The 15,057-nt window shown below is 53.6% G+C and carries 21 protein-coding genes; 15 read left to right on the top strand and 6 right to left on the bottom strand.

The genetic code is table 11. The features are described 5' to 3' along the window. The first annotated feature begins 35 nt into the window (after window positions 1–35). The 13 genes from IEV89_RS08185 to IEV89_RS08125 all read left to right on the top strand — a co-directional run bounded on the left by IEV89_RS08185 (window position 36) and on the right by IEV89_RS08125 (window position 7,468). Window positions 36–524: a head completion/stabilization protein gene (locus IEV89_RS08185; RefSeq protein ID WP_188472316.1), complete on the top strand. Its 489-nt coding sequence runs from the start codon at window positions 36–38 to the stop codon at window positions 522–524. Then, a complete protein-coding gene (locus IEV89_RS08180) occupies window positions 524–727 on the top strand; it encodes a tail protein X (protein ID WP_188472314.1) in 204 nt (67 codons plus the stop codon). Before IEV89_RS08185 ends, IEV89_RS08180 begins: the two co-directional genes overlap by 1 nt. Before the next feature lie 9 nt (window positions 728–736). Continuing rightward, window positions 737–1,072 (top strand): phage holin, lambda family, encoded by a 336-nt coding sequence (locus IEV89_RS08175; RefSeq protein WP_188472312.1) that lies wholly within the window; start codon window positions 737–739, stop codon window positions 1,070–1,072. Continuing rightward, the gene (locus IEV89_RS08170) at window positions 1,056–1,496 is read left to right on the top strand and encodes a lysozyme (RefSeq protein ID WP_188472309.1); all 441 of its coding nucleotides are present in this window, start codon (window positions 1,056–1,058) and stop codon (window positions 1,494–1,496) included. Before IEV89_RS08175 ends, IEV89_RS08170 begins: the two co-directional genes overlap by 17 nt. Continuing rightward, window positions 1,493–2,035 (top strand): DUF2514 family protein, encoded by a 543-nt coding sequence (locus IEV89_RS08165; RefSeq protein WP_188472307.1) that lies wholly within the window; start codon window positions 1,493–1,495, stop codon window positions 2,033–2,035. The genes IEV89_RS08170 and IEV89_RS08165 overlap by 4 nt, the downstream gene beginning before the upstream one ends. 2 nt (window positions 2,036–2,037) lie before the next feature. Next, window positions 2,038–2,505, top strand: coding sequence for a phage tail protein (locus IEV89_RS08160; RefSeq protein ID WP_188472305.1), 468 nt, complete (start codon window positions 2,038–2,040; stop codon window positions 2,503–2,505). Further along, entirely contained in the window at window positions 2,506–3,138 is a 633-nt protein-coding gene (locus tag IEV89_RS08155; protein WP_188472303.1) for a phage virion morphogenesis protein, read from the top strand. 179 nt (window positions 3,139–3,317) lie between these two features. Continuing rightward, a complete protein-coding gene (locus IEV89_RS08150) occupies window positions 3,318–3,947 on the top strand; it encodes a phage baseplate assembly protein V (protein WP_188472301.1) in 630 nt (209 codons plus the stop codon). Beyond that, window positions 3,944–4,309: a GPW/gp25 family protein gene (locus IEV89_RS08145; protein WP_188472299.1), complete on the top strand. Its 366-nt coding sequence runs from the start codon at window positions 3,944–3,946 to the stop codon at window positions 4,307–4,309. Before IEV89_RS08150 ends, IEV89_RS08145 begins: the two co-directional genes overlap by 4 nt. Then, window positions 4,306–5,217 carry a baseplate assembly protein gene (locus tag IEV89_RS08140; RefSeq protein ID WP_188472297.1) on the top strand — a complete coding sequence of 304 codons (912 nt, stop codon included), beginning with the start codon at window positions 4,306–4,308 and terminating at the stop codon, window positions 5,215–5,217. Before IEV89_RS08145 ends, IEV89_RS08140 begins: the two co-directional genes overlap by 4 nt. Continuing rightward, window positions 5,210–5,827, top strand: a complete 618-nt coding sequence (locus tag IEV89_RS08135; protein ID WP_188472295.1) for a phage tail protein I — start codon at window positions 5,210–5,212, stop codon at window positions 5,825–5,827. Before IEV89_RS08140 ends, IEV89_RS08135 begins: the two co-directional genes overlap by 8 nt. Beyond that, window positions 5,817–6,869 carry a phage tail-collar fiber domain-containing protein gene (locus tag IEV89_RS08130; RefSeq protein ID WP_188472293.1) on the top strand — a complete coding sequence of 351 codons (1,053 nt, stop codon included), beginning with the start codon at window positions 5,817–5,819 and terminating at the stop codon, window positions 6,867–6,869. The genes IEV89_RS08135 and IEV89_RS08130 overlap by 11 nt, the downstream gene beginning before the upstream one ends. Next, window positions 6,869–7,468 carry a tail fiber assembly protein gene (locus tag IEV89_RS08125; protein WP_188472290.1) on the top strand — a complete coding sequence of 200 codons (600 nt, stop codon included), beginning with the start codon at window positions 6,869–6,871 and terminating at the stop codon, window positions 7,466–7,468. Before IEV89_RS08130 ends, IEV89_RS08125 begins: the two co-directional genes overlap by 1 nt. 117 nt (window positions 7,469–7,585) lie before the next feature. On the opposite strand, the gene IEV89_RS08120 is transcribed toward IEV89_RS08125, so the two are convergent. Genes IEV89_RS08120 through IEV89_RS08095 form a run of 6 tightly spaced genes read right to left on the bottom strand, consistent with a single transcriptional unit; the run spans window position 7,586 to window position 13,180 of the window. Next, window positions 7,586–8,035, bottom strand: a complete 450-nt coding sequence (locus IEV89_RS08120; RefSeq protein ID WP_188472288.1) for a phage tail protein — start codon at window positions 8,033–8,035, stop codon at window positions 7,586–7,588. Between the two features lie 11 nt (window positions 8,036–8,046). After that, on the bottom strand, window positions 8,047–10,977 hold the full coding sequence (locus IEV89_RS08115) for a phage tail tape measure protein (protein ID WP_188472286.1): 2,931 nt from the start codon (window positions 10,975–10,977) through the stop codon (window positions 8,047–8,049). Beyond that, on the bottom strand, window positions 10,978–11,052 hold the full coding sequence (locus IEV89_RS21695) for a GpE family phage tail protein (RefSeq protein ID WP_338419292.1): 75 nt from the start codon (window positions 11,050–11,052) through the stop codon (window positions 10,978–10,980). It lies immediately after the preceding gene. A 50-nt stretch (window positions 11,053–11,102) separates the two neighbouring features. Next, window positions 11,103–11,441 (bottom strand): phage tail assembly protein, encoded by a 339-nt coding sequence (locus tag IEV89_RS08105; RefSeq protein ID WP_188472284.1) that lies wholly within the window; start codon window positions 11,439–11,441, stop codon window positions 11,103–11,105. 14 nt (window positions 11,442–11,455) lie between these two features. After that, on the bottom strand, window positions 11,456–11,971 hold the full coding sequence (locus tag IEV89_RS08100; RefSeq protein WP_188472281.1) for a phage major tail tube protein: 516 nt from the start codon (window positions 11,969–11,971) through the stop codon (window positions 11,456–11,458). A 12-nt stretch (window positions 11,972–11,983) separates the two neighbouring features. Continuing rightward, entirely contained in the window at window positions 11,984–13,180 is a 1,197-nt protein-coding gene (locus IEV89_RS08095; protein ID WP_188472278.1) for a phage tail sheath subtilisin-like domain-containing protein, read from the bottom strand. A 160-nt stretch (window positions 13,181–13,340) separates the two neighbouring features. On the opposite strand from IEV89_RS08095, the gene IEV89_RS08090 reads away from it, so the two are divergent. Both IEV89_RS08090 and IEV89_RS08085 read left to right on the top strand, forming a co-directional pair. Then, a complete protein-coding gene (locus IEV89_RS08090) occupies window positions 13,341–14,474 on the top strand; it encodes a phage late control D family protein (RefSeq protein WP_188472276.1) in 1,134 nt (377 codons plus the stop codon). 47 nt (window positions 14,475–14,521) lie between these two features. Then, window positions 14,522–14,764: an Ogr/Delta-like zinc finger protein gene (locus IEV89_RS08085; protein ID WP_188472273.1), complete on the top strand. Its 243-nt coding sequence runs from the start codon at window positions 14,522–14,524 to the stop codon at window positions 14,762–14,764. Window positions 14,765–15,057 lie beyond the last annotated feature (293 nt).

The raw sequence follows: 15,057 nt of genomic DNA, 5'->3' as shown, positions 1-15,057 counted from the left end.
ATTCCGTCCACCGCCTGACTTTTGGAGATGCCTGTATGAGCCTGGTCGCCACCGAACCGGTAAGACCGCCATCAGATCCCGCGCCTGACGATGGCGGCGCGAAAGTTGAAAGCCTGCCATTCTGGCCGGTGATTGTGCTGGCAGACCTGCGGCGGGCCATGCGGCTTGACGGGCAGGTTACTACCGACAGGCTTATGTCCCGCACCATTGAGGCCGTGGCCCATGTTAACGATCAGCTTTTTTTGTGGCATCAGGTTCAGGTCGATGCCGGTTATCAGGCTCTGGCGGAAATTCCTGCCGATCCTGTGAATGGCGAGTCAGTGAGGGTTTGGCGCTATAAAAATGCCGTCTGGTCACTGACCAAAGCCCTGCTGATCGAGGGATACCGCGATATTGATACCACCAGTAAAGGCGATGACCACGCGCAGGCGCTTAGCACCCAGATAGATACGCTCTGGCGTGATGTGCGCTGGTCAGTTCGCGATATTCAGAATGAAGATCGCGGCCTTGCGGAGCTGTGCTAATGAACGTGCAGGCGCAGCAGGATGACACCGTTGATGAACTCTGTTGGCGTTATTACGGCAGAACGACGGGAGTGACAGAAGCCGTGCATGAGGCTAATCCGGGGTTGTGTGAAAGCGGCCCCCTGCTGAGCGCCGGGCAATCCGTGTATCTCCCGGAATTACCACCGCCAACCCAGCGGGAAACCGTGCAGCTTTGGGATTGAGAGGCTGCCATGAGCGACATACCTACGGGGATGCTGGAACAAACAATGAAATGGATTGCTACTTATCTGCCGACGCTCTACGCGGCAGGTGCAGCGCTAAGTATATCGGCGCTTATGAGTCTGTATGACGGTCAATCACTGCTGAAAACCGCCACCGGCTCCCTGGTCTGCGGGATCGTTACGCTGACGGTTTCCGGATCGCTTGAGTATCTGGGCTTGCCATCGAATGCCGTTACCTTTATTGGGGCGTCAATCGGCTTTATGGGGGCTGACAAGGTGCGTAACAAAGTGACCGGCTTTATTGAAGCCCGTATTGGAGGGATGAAAAGTGGAAATGAGGAATAACGGCCTGACTCTGCTTAAAAGTTTTGAGGGCTGCGAACTTACCGCCTATCAGGATTCGGTGGGCGTTTGGACCATTGGTTATGGCTGGACGCAACCCGTTAACGGTAAGCCGATTGGCAAGGGGATGACTATCACCCATGAAGCCGCTGACAGTCTGTTACGCAGCGGTGTGGTGCAGTATGAAAAGGGCGTCACAGGGATGGTTAAAGTTACCGTTAATCAAAACCAGTTTGATGCCTTGGTTGATTTTGCCTACAACCTGGGCCTGAAGTCGTTGGAAGGCTCCACGTTGCTGAAAAAGTTGAATGCCGGTGATTATATGGGTGCTGCCGATGAATTTCCGAAGTGGAACAAAGCAGGCGGCAAGGTTCTCAACGGCCTGGTGAAACGTCGTGCCGCTGAACGGTCGCTGTTTCTGTCATGAGCTGGTTGTTGTCTTACTGGAAACCAGCGCTGATTGTACTGTTTTGCTTTCTGGCTGTCTGGTGGTTCAGTCATCAGCGCTATACCGCTGGATACAGTAAGGCGAATTTAGAGTGGGCGCTGAAATGGCAAGAGCGTGATGCCGATGATGCTACCGCGCTGGCGAAGCGGCAGGCGGAAGCCAGAGCCGAAGAGCAGCGCCGACAAGGTGAAATAGATGCGATTGAGAAAAAGGCCGAGGGGCAGATTGCTCAGGCCGCTGCTGATGCTGATCATGCCCGCGCTGTTTCTGACGGGCTGCATGACGAAGCCGCAAAACTCGCCGCCAGACTGGCAGCAAGTGAACGCGCCCACCGTGCCGCAACTGCCAGTGAAAGCACGACAGGCACCACCGGCAGCGAGCTGCTTGCCGAGCTGTTCCGCCGCGCTGACCAGCGAGCGGGAGAACTGGCAGCAATTGCTGATCAGGCAAGGATCCGAGGGCTGACCTGTGAAGCGGCTTATGGTGCGCTTACAAGTGCCAAAGTAGTGGAGAAATAGCAATGTTAAAACCTGACCTGCTGCGCCAACACATCAGCCAGGCTGTGCCGTGGATGCGTGATAACCCTGACAATCTGGCGGTATACGTTCAGAAGGGGCGTATGGTCAGTACCGGTCAGCGTTCTGCCTCGTTTGAATACGAATACACCATTGAAGTGCTGGCGATGGATTACCCTGAGCCACTGGATACTCTCAGCTTGCCCATTCTGGCATGGGCGCGCCTGTATCAGCCTGAACTGTTACTCAACCCTGACCGCGCCCGCGACGGCATCACTTTTGAAGCGGATATCCTGAGCAATTCCACCATGGATGTGCTCATTAAAATTCAGGCCAGTGAATCGGTGGTTGTCAAGATTGAAGAGGGTAAACCGGTCATATTCCACCGCGCTGATCCTATGCCGGGGCCTGAGCTGGGTGCCTGGTCGCTGGTCTTTAATGATCAGGTAAGCGGCAAGACGTGGACGGATTAAATGAACGTTGATCCGCTGTTTTATGCCCTTGATGATTATCTGGCTACCGTGGCTGCGCAGATTGCACCGGGTCAGCGCCGTAAGCTCACGCGTGAAGTGGCTATTGGTCTGCGTAAGCGTCAGCAGCAGCGCATTAACAGCCAGAAGAACCCCAGCGGCGAGAGCTATACGCCGCGCCGCCGTAAGATCCTGCGCACTCAGGGGGGTATTAAATTCCTGTGGAAAGATGAAACGCGCGAGTTGAGCAACTGGCGAACCACCGGGCGGGGAGAGCAGCGTGCAATCACTGGCTACGATGTTGAGAAAGGGGCTTTGCGCACGTTCTATAAGCGCGATATTCAGCGCTATATTGAGATCCATCTTAACCAGACTAAGCGCACCACCACCCGTAAAGAAAAGATGTTCCGCCGTCTACGTACTGCGCGCTTTCTCAAAGCTTACGGCACCGCCAGTGCCGCCGTTGTGGGCTATACCGGCCATACGGCGGAGATCGCCAATGTTCACCAGTATGGTGAGGTTGATACTGTGGCACCGGGTGCCCGCGCACGTTATCCTGTGCGTGAGCTGTTGGGATTCACTGAAAGCGATCTCGACTGGCTGGCTGATAGTATCGTCAATTTCCTGCAACCCTGAACCTTCCATGCAGCACTGTTAAACATGACAGTGCTCGATATTCTTACCCGCCTCTGTCTTAGCTGGCAGTGTGTTCTGGTATCACCATCAATTGTTACCCACCCCTGACAATTGCCGCACATTGCGCGCGCGTGTGCGGATCGTGAAACTGGCTGTAAATTTAATAACGCAGCCAGCTTATGAACCTGAACGAACTCTATCGCTTGATCTGCAACCTTGTCCGTATCGGGACGGTGACAGAAGTTGATCATGAAAAATATGTTGCGCGAGTCGCGACGGGCGAAAATAAAACCGACTGGATCCGCTGGGCAACCCCGCGCGCAGGTGGGGCGGTTACGTGGTGGGCACCGACAGTTAACGAGCAGGTTATTGTGTTTGCACCGGGTGGCGATTTAGAAACCGCAGTTATCTGGGGTAGTTTGTACAGTGATGGCGCCAAGCCACCAGACAGTGGCGAAACATCCAGCGTTACAAAACATCCTGACGGCGCTCAAGTCTCTTACGATCCGGCCACCGGTGCATTGATTGCCAGTGGCGTGAAGAGCGCAATCGTTGAGGCATCTGACTCTATTGCGGCGACTGCGCTCAAAATTACCTGCACCGCAACAGCCTCAATCACCCTTGATACCCCGGAAGTTATCTGCACTAACAAGCTGTCCTGCGCCACGTTTGAGATGAAGCAGGGCGGCAAGATGACCGGTAACGTTGAGCACAGCGGCGGCAGTATCACATCAAACGGCATTGTGCTGCACACCCATAAACACAGCGGCGTAGAAAGTGGCGGAAGCCAGACGGACGGCCCGCAATGACCAGCGCAAGATATAGCGGGATGAATGCCAGTACCGGCGAAGCGCTCACCGATAACGAGCATATTTCTCAATCCATCAGTGACATTCTGTTAACGCCGGTTGGCTCGCGCGTTATGCGCCGGGCTTACGGTTCACAGCTTAATAATCTGATTGATCAGCCAGGAAATGCTGTAACACGTCTTCGCATCATGTCCGCGATATACAGCGCGCTCTTTCTCTGGGAGCCGCGTATCTCGCTGACCAATATTGTGCTGACGGAAACCGGTGTTGGGCAGATGGTTGCCACCATCAAAGCCAGTCGCACCGATAGCCAGTCTCCCTTTACCGCGGATGTGACGATCGGCAGGCAGGTGCAGGCATGAGCGGAACAATTGACCTTTCCCAATTGCCGCCACCAGTAGTGGTTGAGCCGCTGGACTTTGAAACGCTGTTCAATGAGCGCAAGGCGGCGTTTATCGCCCTTTACCCGGAGGATGAGCAGGAAACTATCAGCCGTACTTTGTCGCTGGAGTCAGAGCCGATCACCATACTTCTGGAAGAAAACTGTTACCGCGAATTATTGCTACGCCAGCGCGTGAATGAGGCTGCGCGGGCGGTAATGGTGGCTTATTCCGTGGGCAGTGATTTGGATCAACTGGCGGCAAACTTCAACGTGGAGCGCCTGATCATCACGCCGGAGGATGACAGCGTTGTTCCTCCTATTCCCGCCGTGATGGAGTCTGATGCCGATCTGCGCGTTCGCACCCCGCAGGCGTTTGAGGGGCTGAGCGTCGCCGGACCAACGGCGGCATATGAATTTTTCGGCCTGTCTGCTGATGGGCGCGTTGCCGATATTTCTGCCGTCAGCCCAACGCCTGCCTGCGTCACTGTCTCCGTACTTTCCCGCGAGGGGGATGGAACGGCCAGCCAGGAGCTGATCGGTATCGTTGCTAGCGCCCTGAATGGCGAAGAGGTGCGCCCGGTTGCCGACCGCGTGACCGTACAGGCAGCGCAGATCGTGCCCTATGAGATTGATGCCACGTTGTATATCTATCCGGGGCCGGAATCTGAGCCGGTGCGGCAGGCTTCTGAGCAGAAATTAAAGGCTTACATTGTCGATCAGCGCCGTCTGGGGCGTGATATCCGACTGTCTGCCATTTATGCCGCGTTACATGTCGAAGGGGTGCAACGGGTTGAGCTGGCTCAGCCCACTGCGGATATGGTCATTGATGATACTCAGGCGTCCTACTGTACCGGCTACACCATAACGGTGGGGGGGTACGATGAGTAAAACCCTTCTGTCGCCCAGCGCTTCCCGCCTTGAACGTATCGCCGCGCGTGTCTGCGCAACGCTTGGAGACGTGCGGGTACCGCTGCGCCAACTTTGGGATCCGTATACCTGCCCGGTTGACTTGTTGCCCTATCTTGCGTGGGCGTTTTCCGTTGATAGGTGGGATGAGAACTGGCCCCAGGCGACGAAGCGTAAAGCGATTGCTGATGCGTTTTACCTGCACCGTTACAAAGGCACCACCGGAGCCATGCGGCGCGTAGTAGAGCCGTTCGGCTACTTCATTCGGGTTAACGAGTGGTGGAGCATCGACACCGCCCCCGGCACGTTTACGCTGGATATTGGCGTTGAAGACGAAGGGATCAGCGAAGAAACCTACCAGGAACTTGAGCGGCTGATTGCTGACGTTAAACCGTGTAGCCGCCACATGCTGGGCATGAGCCTGCATTTACAGACTGCCGGCCCTTTTTATGTGGGCGCGTCCGCCTATCTGGGTGACACGCTGACCGTGTACCCCTATTTCCCCGAAACCATATCGGTTGGCGGTGCGGAATATGCGGGTAGTGCAATTCATTTGATAGATACCGTGGAGATCACAACCAGTGGCAACTAAATATTATGCTCTGCTGACCAATATCGGGGCCGCGAAGTTGGCGAACGCCACGGCGCTGGGGCAGCAAGTCGAGATCACTCAGATGGCGGTAGGGGATGGCAACGGTGCGCTGCCTACACCTAACCCGGCACAAACCACGCTTGTGCATGAGCTGCGCCGTGCGCCGCTTAATACGCTGAGTATTGACCCCGTTAACACCAACCAAATTATTGCCGAGCAGGTGATCCCCGAAGACGTGGGCGGGTGGTGGATCCGTGAGATTGGTCTGTATGACAGTGCGGGCGATTTGATTGCTATTGCCAACTGTGCCGAAACCTATAAGCCGTTGTTGCAGGAAGGTAGCGGACGGGTGCAGGTGATCCGCGTCATCCTAATCGTCAGCAGTACTCAGGCGGTGACGCTTAAGATTGATCCGTCTGTGGTGCTGGCAACCCGTCAGTATGTCGATGATCAGATCATTCAGGTTAAAGCCTACGTTGATCAGCAACTGGCGGCGCATATTGCTGCGAGTGACCCGCATCAGCAATATCTGCTTGAGGCGGATGTTGTGAGATTTGCGCCCGTAGGTATCCCTCTGCCTTACCCAGCCGCAACACCGCCAGCAGGGTGGTTGAAGTGTAACGGGGCAGCATTTGATAAGGTAGCTTATCCAGCGTTAGCGGTGGTCTTTCCCTCCGGTAAACTGCCGGATTTGCGAGGTGAGTTTATTCGTGGTTGGGATGATAGTAGAGGGGTTGATGGGAGCCGCGTTCTGCTTAGCACTCAAAGCGATGCGATAAGAAATATAACCGGCGTTCAGTCCTTGGCAGTGCCTTACAACGGCGCGTCAACAGGTGCGTTTTACAATAACGGTAAGAATGCTAATGAAGGTGTTTATGATGATGGAAAACCCATCACGGATGCTCCAGGTCCTGTTAATGGAAGTTCCGGCCCAGGTTCTACAGGCGAAAAGATTTACTTCGATGCATCAAGAGTTGTTCCAACTGCATTAGAAAACAGGCCGCGTAACGTCACATTTAACTACATTGTGAGGGCAGCATAATGGCGAAGGCAAAATTAAACAGTGAGCTTATTGCCACGGCGGCAGGTGATATCACCGTATTTAATTACGATAGTGAAAATTGCGAGTATCTGTCTTCGTCTGTGGAGTTTCTTGCTGTGGGTATTGGTCTTCCGGCTAACTCCAGTATTGAGGAACCAGGAGCGGGTAAGGAAGGTTACGCAATTTGCCGAACGGCGGATTTAAAGGCGTGGGAATATATAATTGATCATCGTGGTGAAACAGTTTACAGCACTGAAACAGGCGAAGCGGTTACCATCACGGTACCGGGCGATTACCCGGAAGGCACCACCACGCTGGCCCCATCCACGCCATACGATACGTGGAATGGTAGCGACTGGATGACGGATACTGAGGCGCAGCACACGGCAGACGTGGAAGCGGCAGAACAGCAGAAAGCGGCGCTACTGGCTGAGGCTCAGGCAACAATCAGCCTTTGGCAAACTGAGTTACAGTTAGGCATCATCAGCGAAGACGATAAAGCCAGCCTGATAGCCTGGATGAACTACATCAAGGCGGTGCAGGCGGTAGATACTTCAACCGCCCCAGATATCAACTGGCCGGTGAAGCTGGGGGCGTAAAACCGATATCGAGCACCGTCATAAATGACCATGCTGCAGCACGGTTAAAAATGGCAGTGCTCGATGATTTGGGTACCACACTGCCAGAAATGATCGTGTTGGCCAGAGCAATTAAAACTAGAAATTTACCCCCGCTTTCACCATTCCCAGCACATCATCATTGGTAATTTCTGCCAGTTTTTCCCGTATATCCTCGCTGACCTTTTTCAGGCTGAGGGTAAAATCAATTTTCCGCGCCTTGCCATCCTGAAAGAACTCAGATCGATTCTGAGTTAATCCGTCAATTACATACATCCCATAAATCCGGCCAGTGCCTTCAATCAGGGGCCAGGCTCTGCCGGTATAGGCCATCGTCTCCAGCGTGATGAGTGAAACATCGCCGCCGCTGATTTCGGGGTACAAGGTGCCGGAGAGCGTGATCGGCTCTTCGTCCGGCCCGATGTACTGATAGCGCGGGGATTTCCCCACGCGATCATTTTTGACGTGTCGCCATGTATTAGCCTGGTTCGACGTCTGGTAAGGCGTGGTTTGCAGGGCAAACGGAAACATGCCCAATATCATCATCATGGTTTAACCCCTTATCCGTGATCGGTCAGTTGCGAGCGTTTGCGCCGAGCGGCCTGCTGCTGGGCAACGGTGAACTCTTCGCGGATACGCTGAATAAGTTTTTGCTCATCCATTTTACCCGCGTCGTTGATATTGATTTGAAAGTTAAACACGTCGCCGCCAGGCATCAGCGCCGCCACGGATGCCGCAGTCGGAACCGCAGAGACTGGCGAACGGGCGGCAGACTGTTGAACGCTGTACGGCATCACCGAAGAAACCAGCGCACCGGCCTGCTGCTGCATCCATGCCGTGAGAGATGGCGCCTGCCGCTGAGCCTGTTGTACCGGTTCGGAATAACCACCACGGATCGGAATGTAGGGCAGTTTATTCTTGAAGACGATTTCGCCGGGGCCGTCCTTCTTCTCTGCCGTGTTGCTGGCGATTTTATCCAGACTGCCGCTAATTTTCGGCGCCAGGTTCGCTGGGCCTTTCAGATTATTAGCAATCGCCTGCTGTTGCTGGCTCTGTTCCGTTTTGCGCTTCTGTTCCTTCTTCTCTTCTTCTTTTTTTGACTGCGCGGTGACCGCTTTCAGATCCCCCGCAAGCGTGTCCGCCAGGCCGGTGAGTTTCTTCTGGGTATTCAACTTCTCAACGGCTTCTTTGGCCCGCTCTGCCTGGTCAGGGATCAGACCCAGTTTTTCCAGTACCAGATCCAACCCTTTCCAGAGCTGTTCAACCGGCCATAAAACCAGTGAGATAGCCCCGCCCACGATGTTGCCAAAGGATTCACCGGCATTGGTGCAGGATTTGAGCGCCTCAGTGGAAAATTGGATCGGCTCAAACAGTTTTGTAAACCAGCCCCATACGGTGCTTAGTGCTGAGCCTATAGCGTCGAACATCGGTACCAGCGGCGAGAATACCGAAGAGACGATTGAAAAAATTGGCTGTAGTCCCTGCATTAGGCCGGTGAAGAAGCCGCCGAAAAATGCCTTGATGGGTTGCCAGAACTGAATGATCCCAATGGCGACGGCGGCAAAGAGGGCAATAAGACCCCAGACCGGGGCAGAGATGCCAGCCAGCAGCGTGATCAGTGGGCCAAAGACGGCGCGTCCGACAGTTAACAACGCCTGCATGGGTGAACCAACTAACCATGTGAATGCGCTACCCAGCCGGGTAATGCCGCTTATCACTGATGCAATGCCACCGCCTCCCGTCAACATGGTAAAGCTAAGCCGCACAAGCGCCATCGGGCCGAGAATGGCACCGAGTGCCAACGTTAACGACCCCACAACCACCAGTATTGCGCCAATCGCGGTGACGGTTTTCATGATGGCGGCAACCAGTGCGGGGTTGGCCTCAATCCAGCCTCGGAATGAAACAAGTACTTTGCTGACTGAACCCATGATTTCCATCATCGGTTCACGCATTGATTTCCCTAATGCCGAGAAATTATTTGAAAGTATTGCTTTAGTTATAAACCAGCGAGAGATAAGAGAATCAAGGTCTATATCTGATTCCCGCTTCATTGAACCTTTCGAGGCTGTTCCGTGGGTTAATTCGAGCTGTTTGCGCAGTTCTGGTAGGTTGTTGGCGACCTTGGAAACCGCCATTGCATACTCGTCCCCAAAGAGCTGAGTAAGTACGTTCAGTTGTTTATCCGGCTCCAGTTTTTTGGTGGCTTCCATTACCGCCATAATGGTCCCCATGGCGTCTTTTGCCATGTTCTTCTGTACCTTCCCAGCGTTCAGCCCCAGCGCGTCCAACCCTTCCATAAACCGATCGGGCTGTACCATCGCGTTACCCAGCTCCCGCACCATTGCTTTGACAGCGGTACCTGCTGTTTCTGATTGCTCACCAAGCGTTAAAAACGTAGAGCCTAAAGCGGCGGCATTCTGATAGCCGAGCTGATCGGCAGCACCACCCACGCGCTGCAACACGTCGATAATGTCAGATCCTTTTGAGGTGGCGTTGTCGTCTAAATAGTTGATGACGTCGCCCAGCTTACCGATATCCTGAATTGGTATTTTGTACAGCCCAGCGATTTTACCCAGACTTTCCGATAGCTGATCGGCGGGAAGCTCAAACGCTTTTGAGGCCATGGCCGCAGTATTGGCAAAGGTAAGTAAATCCTGTTTTTGCTTCTGCCATGGATCATCACTGTTCGCCACGCCCATACGTGCGCCACCCTCGACCAGCGCGGCATAGTCAACAGCGCCATTTGGCATAGGTAGCTTTTCGGCTGCATCCTTAATGGCTTTTTCCATTTCATCGTACTGTGCTGTACGATTGCCACCACCGTCTCGCAGGCCGTTAACCTGTTTGGATACGCCCTTCATGGCGTCTTCGAGGCTGCTGTAACTTTTGATGGCGGTGGCAACAGGGGCCAGAACAGCCGCACCAGCGGCGGCGGTCTTCATGCCTCCGCCCATCATTTTGTTGCCCGTTTCCTGTGCCCGCGAGTAACGAGCTTGCGCCTGCGTAACGGTGGCTAACCGGCGCTGCTGCTCTGCCAACTGGCGGTTGTACAGTTCGGTGCGTTGCCGGATTTGATCGGTTGCTCGGCTACTGCTGTTAATCGCGATACCTTCACGATAAAACGCCGCCCGGAGCTGATTAAGTTGGTTTTGTTCACCTTGCTGCTGTTGGGTTAACTGCCGGATGGCTGCGCGCTGCTGGTTGAGAGCCGTGACTTGTTCAGCGCTACGCTGGCGTAACGGCCCAAATTCTGCCGCCATTTCGCGTGCTTTTGCTTTGGCTTCTGCCAGTGAATTGGTGGTTTTTTTATTTGCGGCGGTGATCCGGTCAAAGCTTGATGCCGAGCGCTCAAGCCCTTTAATACTGGATTTAGTCTGATTGATCTGAGAAGCCAACGCGGCGGCACTTTGGCGCGCTGCGTTAACTGGGTTTGACATGTTATTAAGGGCGCTGAAAGCTACCTTGATGTTTAAATTGCGGTCTGCCATTTAGTGATCTCCGCCACTGCGCGCAGCGGCTTGATCACGCCATAACAGAAGTTCCTCTACCGTCATGGCGTCCATCTCCGCTGGTCGCCAGTGGAAAATGACGGCGATATCCGCCATTAAATTTTCTATGCGTTCGCAGGGGCATTTGATGATTCGCTGCCCGTATCCGTCCCGCTCTGATCCGAAGGAGGCTGCAAAAAATCAACCACCGCATTGGCAAGCTGGCAAAAATCCCACGTATCCATGCGTGCGATTTCGTCAGCGGTTAAAGCCGGAGCAGTGACGCGCGGCAGCAGAACAACCAACGCATCATAGTTTGAAGTTAGGACGTCATAGACTTTCAAACCACGAAGCGAACCGGCCTGCTTTAACACTGGCGTGATCGTGATTTCGGTGATCTCTGTCTTGCCGCGAACGATTGGCGTATTGAGCTGAACGCCTTCTTTTTGGGTTTCTTTGGTCATGGTGTGTTAATTCCTTATAAGCCAATGTTAGCGCGGTGTTTTTCCATCATGTCAGCGCCGCCAACTTTGTAGATCATATTGAGAACATCAACTTCAATAATTTCTTCGCCGTTGATGGTCAGCTTGTAATAGGTGTTTTTCAGGGTGTACTTATGAGAAGTATCATCCCCGGTTTTAGACGTGCCGGGATCCATCTCTGTGAAGCGCCCACGCGTCTGGATTTCAACGGGTACCGCTTCGCCAGTTGAATCATCCTGATAAGAACCGGCATAACGTGTCTGCATACCATCGGCAGTCGCAATACCCCATTTTTTGATCAGTCCGGCATCAATACCACCCAGAGTGATATCCATATCCAGCGCCCCGGCATCAAAGCCGAGATCGACGGCAACAGAACCGGGCATACCACCGGCCTGATAATCCTCTGTCTTTCGGGTTAACTTCGCTGGGGTGATTTCCGGCACCATCCCGAAATAGTTATCCCCGTCAAAGAACATGTTGAAGTATTTGAGTTTTCTAGGCAGAGCCATATACGCCCCCGGTTAGTTATTCACTGCGCTGGAAAACGTAGCGAAGTATTCGTCAGTAAACTCCTGCACCAGGCTGAGATTTTCCAGCGGCGGTACAGGCGTGTAGTTGTATTTGATGGTGAGCTGACCGTTGCGCAGCGTCTCACTGGTGTTTGGTTCAGCGTCATACCAGCAACGTGCGCCCAGCAGCCTGCCCGCCGTGACATAGGACGTCAGCTTGCGGTTGATGCCATCAACGATATCTTTCACCAGTGACGGGGTGAGCGGCTTATCAACATAGGAGAAGTGAGCTTCTGCCACGGTATCCGCCACAATTTGCGCGGTCCGGGTGTAGCTTTCAAAAATGTAGGTTTCTTCGTCGCAGGTTCGCGATCCCCAGATGCGGTAACCGTCCTGCTTAATAAGGGTGGTGACACCTGCCGCGTTCAATTCATCCGCGTCGGTGTCGGTACCTTGCAGAGTGAAATAGATATCGCGGTCCATTCCCAGCACGTTATTCACTGGAACGTTAGAAATGGTTTTGTGCCAACCCTGTGTTGCGTCGATTTTGGCGCGCATACCTACCGCATGAGCGGGCACCGGCACGGTGGCATTTGCTGCCGCGTTGGTGTCGTAGCAGATGAAGTTAGGCCAGATAACCATCATTTCACGCTGGGCAAAATTCTCGCGGTACGTCTTCGCCTCTGCGATGGTGTTACAGCCATTTGCGGACACGTAAGCAAAGGCACGCAGCTTCTCAGCTATAACGCCGAGTTGTGCCGCCACTGGTTGGGTATCAAGGCCAGGAACAGCCAGCACTCGCGGACGCACACCAACGCGCATTTCAGCCGATAAAAGCGCATACATGCCGGTAAACAAACCGGTAGTTGGGTCAGTACCGCCGATAACGAGCTGATCCTGTGTTGGAGAGGTTTTCCCCTCGACCGGTGGGATTTTTGACGCATCAGCGACGCGGATCACGATGGTCTGCGGGCTGGTCTGGTCTGAAATAGCTTTCAGTGTGGTAAACAGAGTACCGGTTTTGCCTGCCTTGCCCAACATGTTAGCCACGCGGGTAATGAGTACAGGGGTATCCAGCGGAAACGCGTCTTTGTCGGCATCATCAGCGATACAGACAACGCCGATCACCGCTGAATCAATATCGGTGATCATCGTGCTCAGATCGGTGGTTTCTGTGACGGTTACGCCATGATGGTAATTTGTGGCCATGTAGTTGCCTCGCCAGTCAATGATTGCCACTTATCATTGCGACAATTGCCAGCCTGTGCGAGGCGTTAACATTGTCAGCAGACCGCAACAACAGCCCCGCGTTGTCTGTTCGCGCGCGCGTGGCGACGATGGTACCTTCAAGAATGAGGGAACCAATAAGATGTTGGATGATGATGCGCGATATTCTCCCCGCCCGGTGTTCAGTATCCAGATTGAAGGCAAGCAGCTCACTGCGCTGGATGACCGTTTGATCTCGTTGTCACTCACGGATAACCGGGGCTTTGAGGCAGATACATTTGATCTGACGTTGGACGACGCAGACGGACAGATCGTTATGCCGTCGCGCGGCGCTAAGATATCCGTTTCGCTGGGCTGGGATAATGATCCACTGGTCTTTAAAGGGCTGTATACCGTTGATGAGATTGCCCACAGTGGCCCGCCTGACAAACTCACGATAAGCGCCCGCAGTGCAGACTTTCGCGACACGTTCAACGTAAAGCGTGAATACTCTTGGCACGATATAACCGTTGGGGATGTGGTTGCCAGCATTGCCAGCCGTTATGATCTCCGCGCTGGGGTGAGTGAGGAACTGGCGAAGCTTGAGATCGATCACGCCGATCAGACCAGTGAATCAGATATCAGCTTCCTTACCCGAATGGCGGAGATGCTGGGTGCGGTTGCCACCGTCAAAAATGGCATGTTGCTGTTTATCACGCCGGGGCAGGGGTTAACCCAGAGCGGCAAACCATTACCGGCGATCAGCATTGTGCGCGCCAGCGGCGATAAGCACAGTTTTAGCATTGCAGATCGTGACGCCTATACCGGCGTTACTGCATATTGGCTTGATCTGAATTTCGGCAAAAAGCCCGCCACTACGGTGAAGAAAACCACCCGGCGCAGGCGCAGAACAGCGCCAGCGAAGCCAAAGAAAATAAAAGAACCGGCATCTAGCAGCAAAGAAGGTGACTATATGGCCGGTGCCGAAGGTAACGTGTTTGTTATCCGCAAAACTTTCAAAACTGAGAAAGCGGCGAAGCGTGCGGCGGCTGCGAAGTGGAGCCAGTTACAGCGGGGAGCAGCATCATTCTCCATCACGCTGGCGCGGGGGCGGGCGGATTTGTACCCGGAGCAACCGGCAAGTGTATCGGGTTTTAAGTCCACGATTGATAACGGTTACTGGACGATCACCCGTTGTGTGCATGACATTGGCGGCGGTGGCTACACCACGTCGCTGGAACTGGAAGTGAAGATCGATGAGTGGACAGCAGAGGCGGATGACGATTTAACCGGTTAAGCGTTATACTTGACGTGATATTAACCAGTCCAGAAGGAGGCCCGCGTATGGCAATGCGCTGTCCTCGCTGCCGTGCAGTCGCAAAAACTCGAACCAGTGTAGAGTTGAGCTTACTTGTGCGTCGTAGCTATCACCAGTGTCAAAACATGTTATGCGGCTACTGCTTTACGTCCATGACAGAGATTGACGGAGCTTTAAACCAGACCCAGACCGCCCCCGGCGCGTTGGTTCCGCAAGATGTTTTTCCGCGAAGTCATCACGGGGAGGATCAGCTACAACTAACCCTTTAAATAGTGGCGATGAAAACACACCATAAGCTCAGACACGCAGATATAAGCAAGCAACAAAGCCTTATTACTCATAACTTTATGATTTATAAGGCTCATTGATAGTTTTTAAAATCCCTCGGCCTTAGGCTGTACGAGTTCAAGTCTCGTCCCGGGTACCATGGGAAAATTCATTTAAGATTCAAAGCAATAAAAAAGTAATATCGTATATTATAGCCACCCTTGGGTGGTTTTTTTTATGCCTTTCATAATATAACGCTTCACCAGCCGAATACCCTCGAGATAGAAACTTTTCC

This window comes from Hafnia psychrotolerans, from assembly GCF_014639435.1.
In the GTDB taxonomy this organism is placed as follows: Bacteria; Pseudomonadota; Gammaproteobacteria; order Enterobacterales; family Enterobacteriaceae; genus Ewingella; species Ewingella psychrotolerans.
The sequence above is the reverse complement of the archived record's forward strand: the minus strand, read 5'-3'. Positions and strand labels throughout refer to the sequence as shown.

What these genes read in the sequence shown, in the direction of transcription:
- IEV89_RS08185 (WP_188472316.1), top strand. Translation starts at nt 36, where the DNA reads ATGAGCCTGGTCGCCACCGAACCGGTAAGACCGCCATCAGATCCCGCG.
- IEV89_RS08180 (WP_188472314.1), top strand. Translation starts at nt 524, where the DNA reads ATGAACGTGCAGGCGCAGCAGGATGACACCGTTGATGAACTCTGTTGG.
- IEV89_RS08175 (WP_188472312.1), top strand. Translation starts at nt 737, where the DNA reads ATGAGCGACATACCTACGGGGATGCTGGAACAAACAATGAAATGGATT.
- IEV89_RS08165 (WP_188472307.1), top strand. Translation starts at nt 1,493, where the DNA reads ATGAGCTGGTTGTTGTCTTACTGGAAACCAGCGCTGATTGTACTGTTT.
- IEV89_RS08160 (WP_188472305.1), top strand. Translation starts at nt 2,038, where the DNA reads ATGTTAAAACCTGACCTGCTGCGCCAACACATCAGCCAGGCTGTGCCG.
- IEV89_RS08155 (WP_188472303.1), top strand. Translation starts at nt 2,506, where the DNA reads ATGAACGTTGATCCGCTGTTTTATGCCCTTGATGATTATCTGGCTACC.
- IEV89_RS08150 (WP_188472301.1), top strand. Translation starts at nt 3,318, where the DNA reads ATGAACCTGAACGAACTCTATCGCTTGATCTGCAACCTTGTCCGTATC.
- IEV89_RS08145 (WP_188472299.1), top strand. Translation starts at nt 3,944, where the DNA reads ATGACCAGCGCAAGATATAGCGGGATGAATGCCAGTACCGGCGAAGCG.
- IEV89_RS08140 (WP_188472297.1), top strand. Translation starts at nt 4,306, where the DNA reads ATGAGCGGAACAATTGACCTTTCCCAATTGCCGCCACCAGTAGTGGTT.
- IEV89_RS08135 (WP_188472295.1), top strand. Translation starts at nt 5,210, where the DNA reads ATGAGTAAAACCCTTCTGTCGCCCAGCGCTTCCCGCCTTGAACGTATC.
- IEV89_RS08125 (WP_188472290.1), top strand. Translation starts at nt 6,869, where the DNA reads ATGGCGAAGGCAAAATTAAACAGTGAGCTTATTGCCACGGCGGCAGGT.
- IEV89_RS08120 (WP_188472288.1), bottom strand. Translation starts at nt 8,035, where the DNA reads ATGATGATGATATTGGGCATGTTTCCGTTTGCCCTGCAAACCACGCCT.
- IEV89_RS08115 (WP_188472286.1), bottom strand. Translation starts at nt 10,977, where the DNA reads ATGGCAGACCGCAATTTAAACATCAAGGTAGCTTTCAGCGCCCTTAAT.
- IEV89_RS08105 (WP_188472284.1), bottom strand. Translation starts at nt 11,441, where the DNA reads ATGACCAAAGAAACCCAAAAAGAAGGCGTTCAGCTCAATACGCCAATC.
- IEV89_RS08100 (WP_188472281.1), bottom strand. Translation starts at nt 11,971, where the DNA reads ATGGCTCTGCCTAGAAAACTCAAATACTTCAACATGTTCTTTGACGGG.
- IEV89_RS08095 (WP_188472278.1), bottom strand. Translation starts at nt 13,180, where the DNA reads ATGGCCACAAATTACCATCATGGCGTAACCGTCACAGAAACCACCGAT.
- IEV89_RS08090 (WP_188472276.1), top strand. Translation starts at nt 13,341, where the DNA reads ATGTTGGATGATGATGCGCGATATTCTCCCCGCCCGGTGTTCAGTATC.
- IEV89_RS08085 (WP_188472273.1), top strand. Translation starts at nt 14,522, where the DNA reads ATGGCAATGCGCTGTCCTCGCTGCCGTGCAGTCGCAAAAACTCGAACC.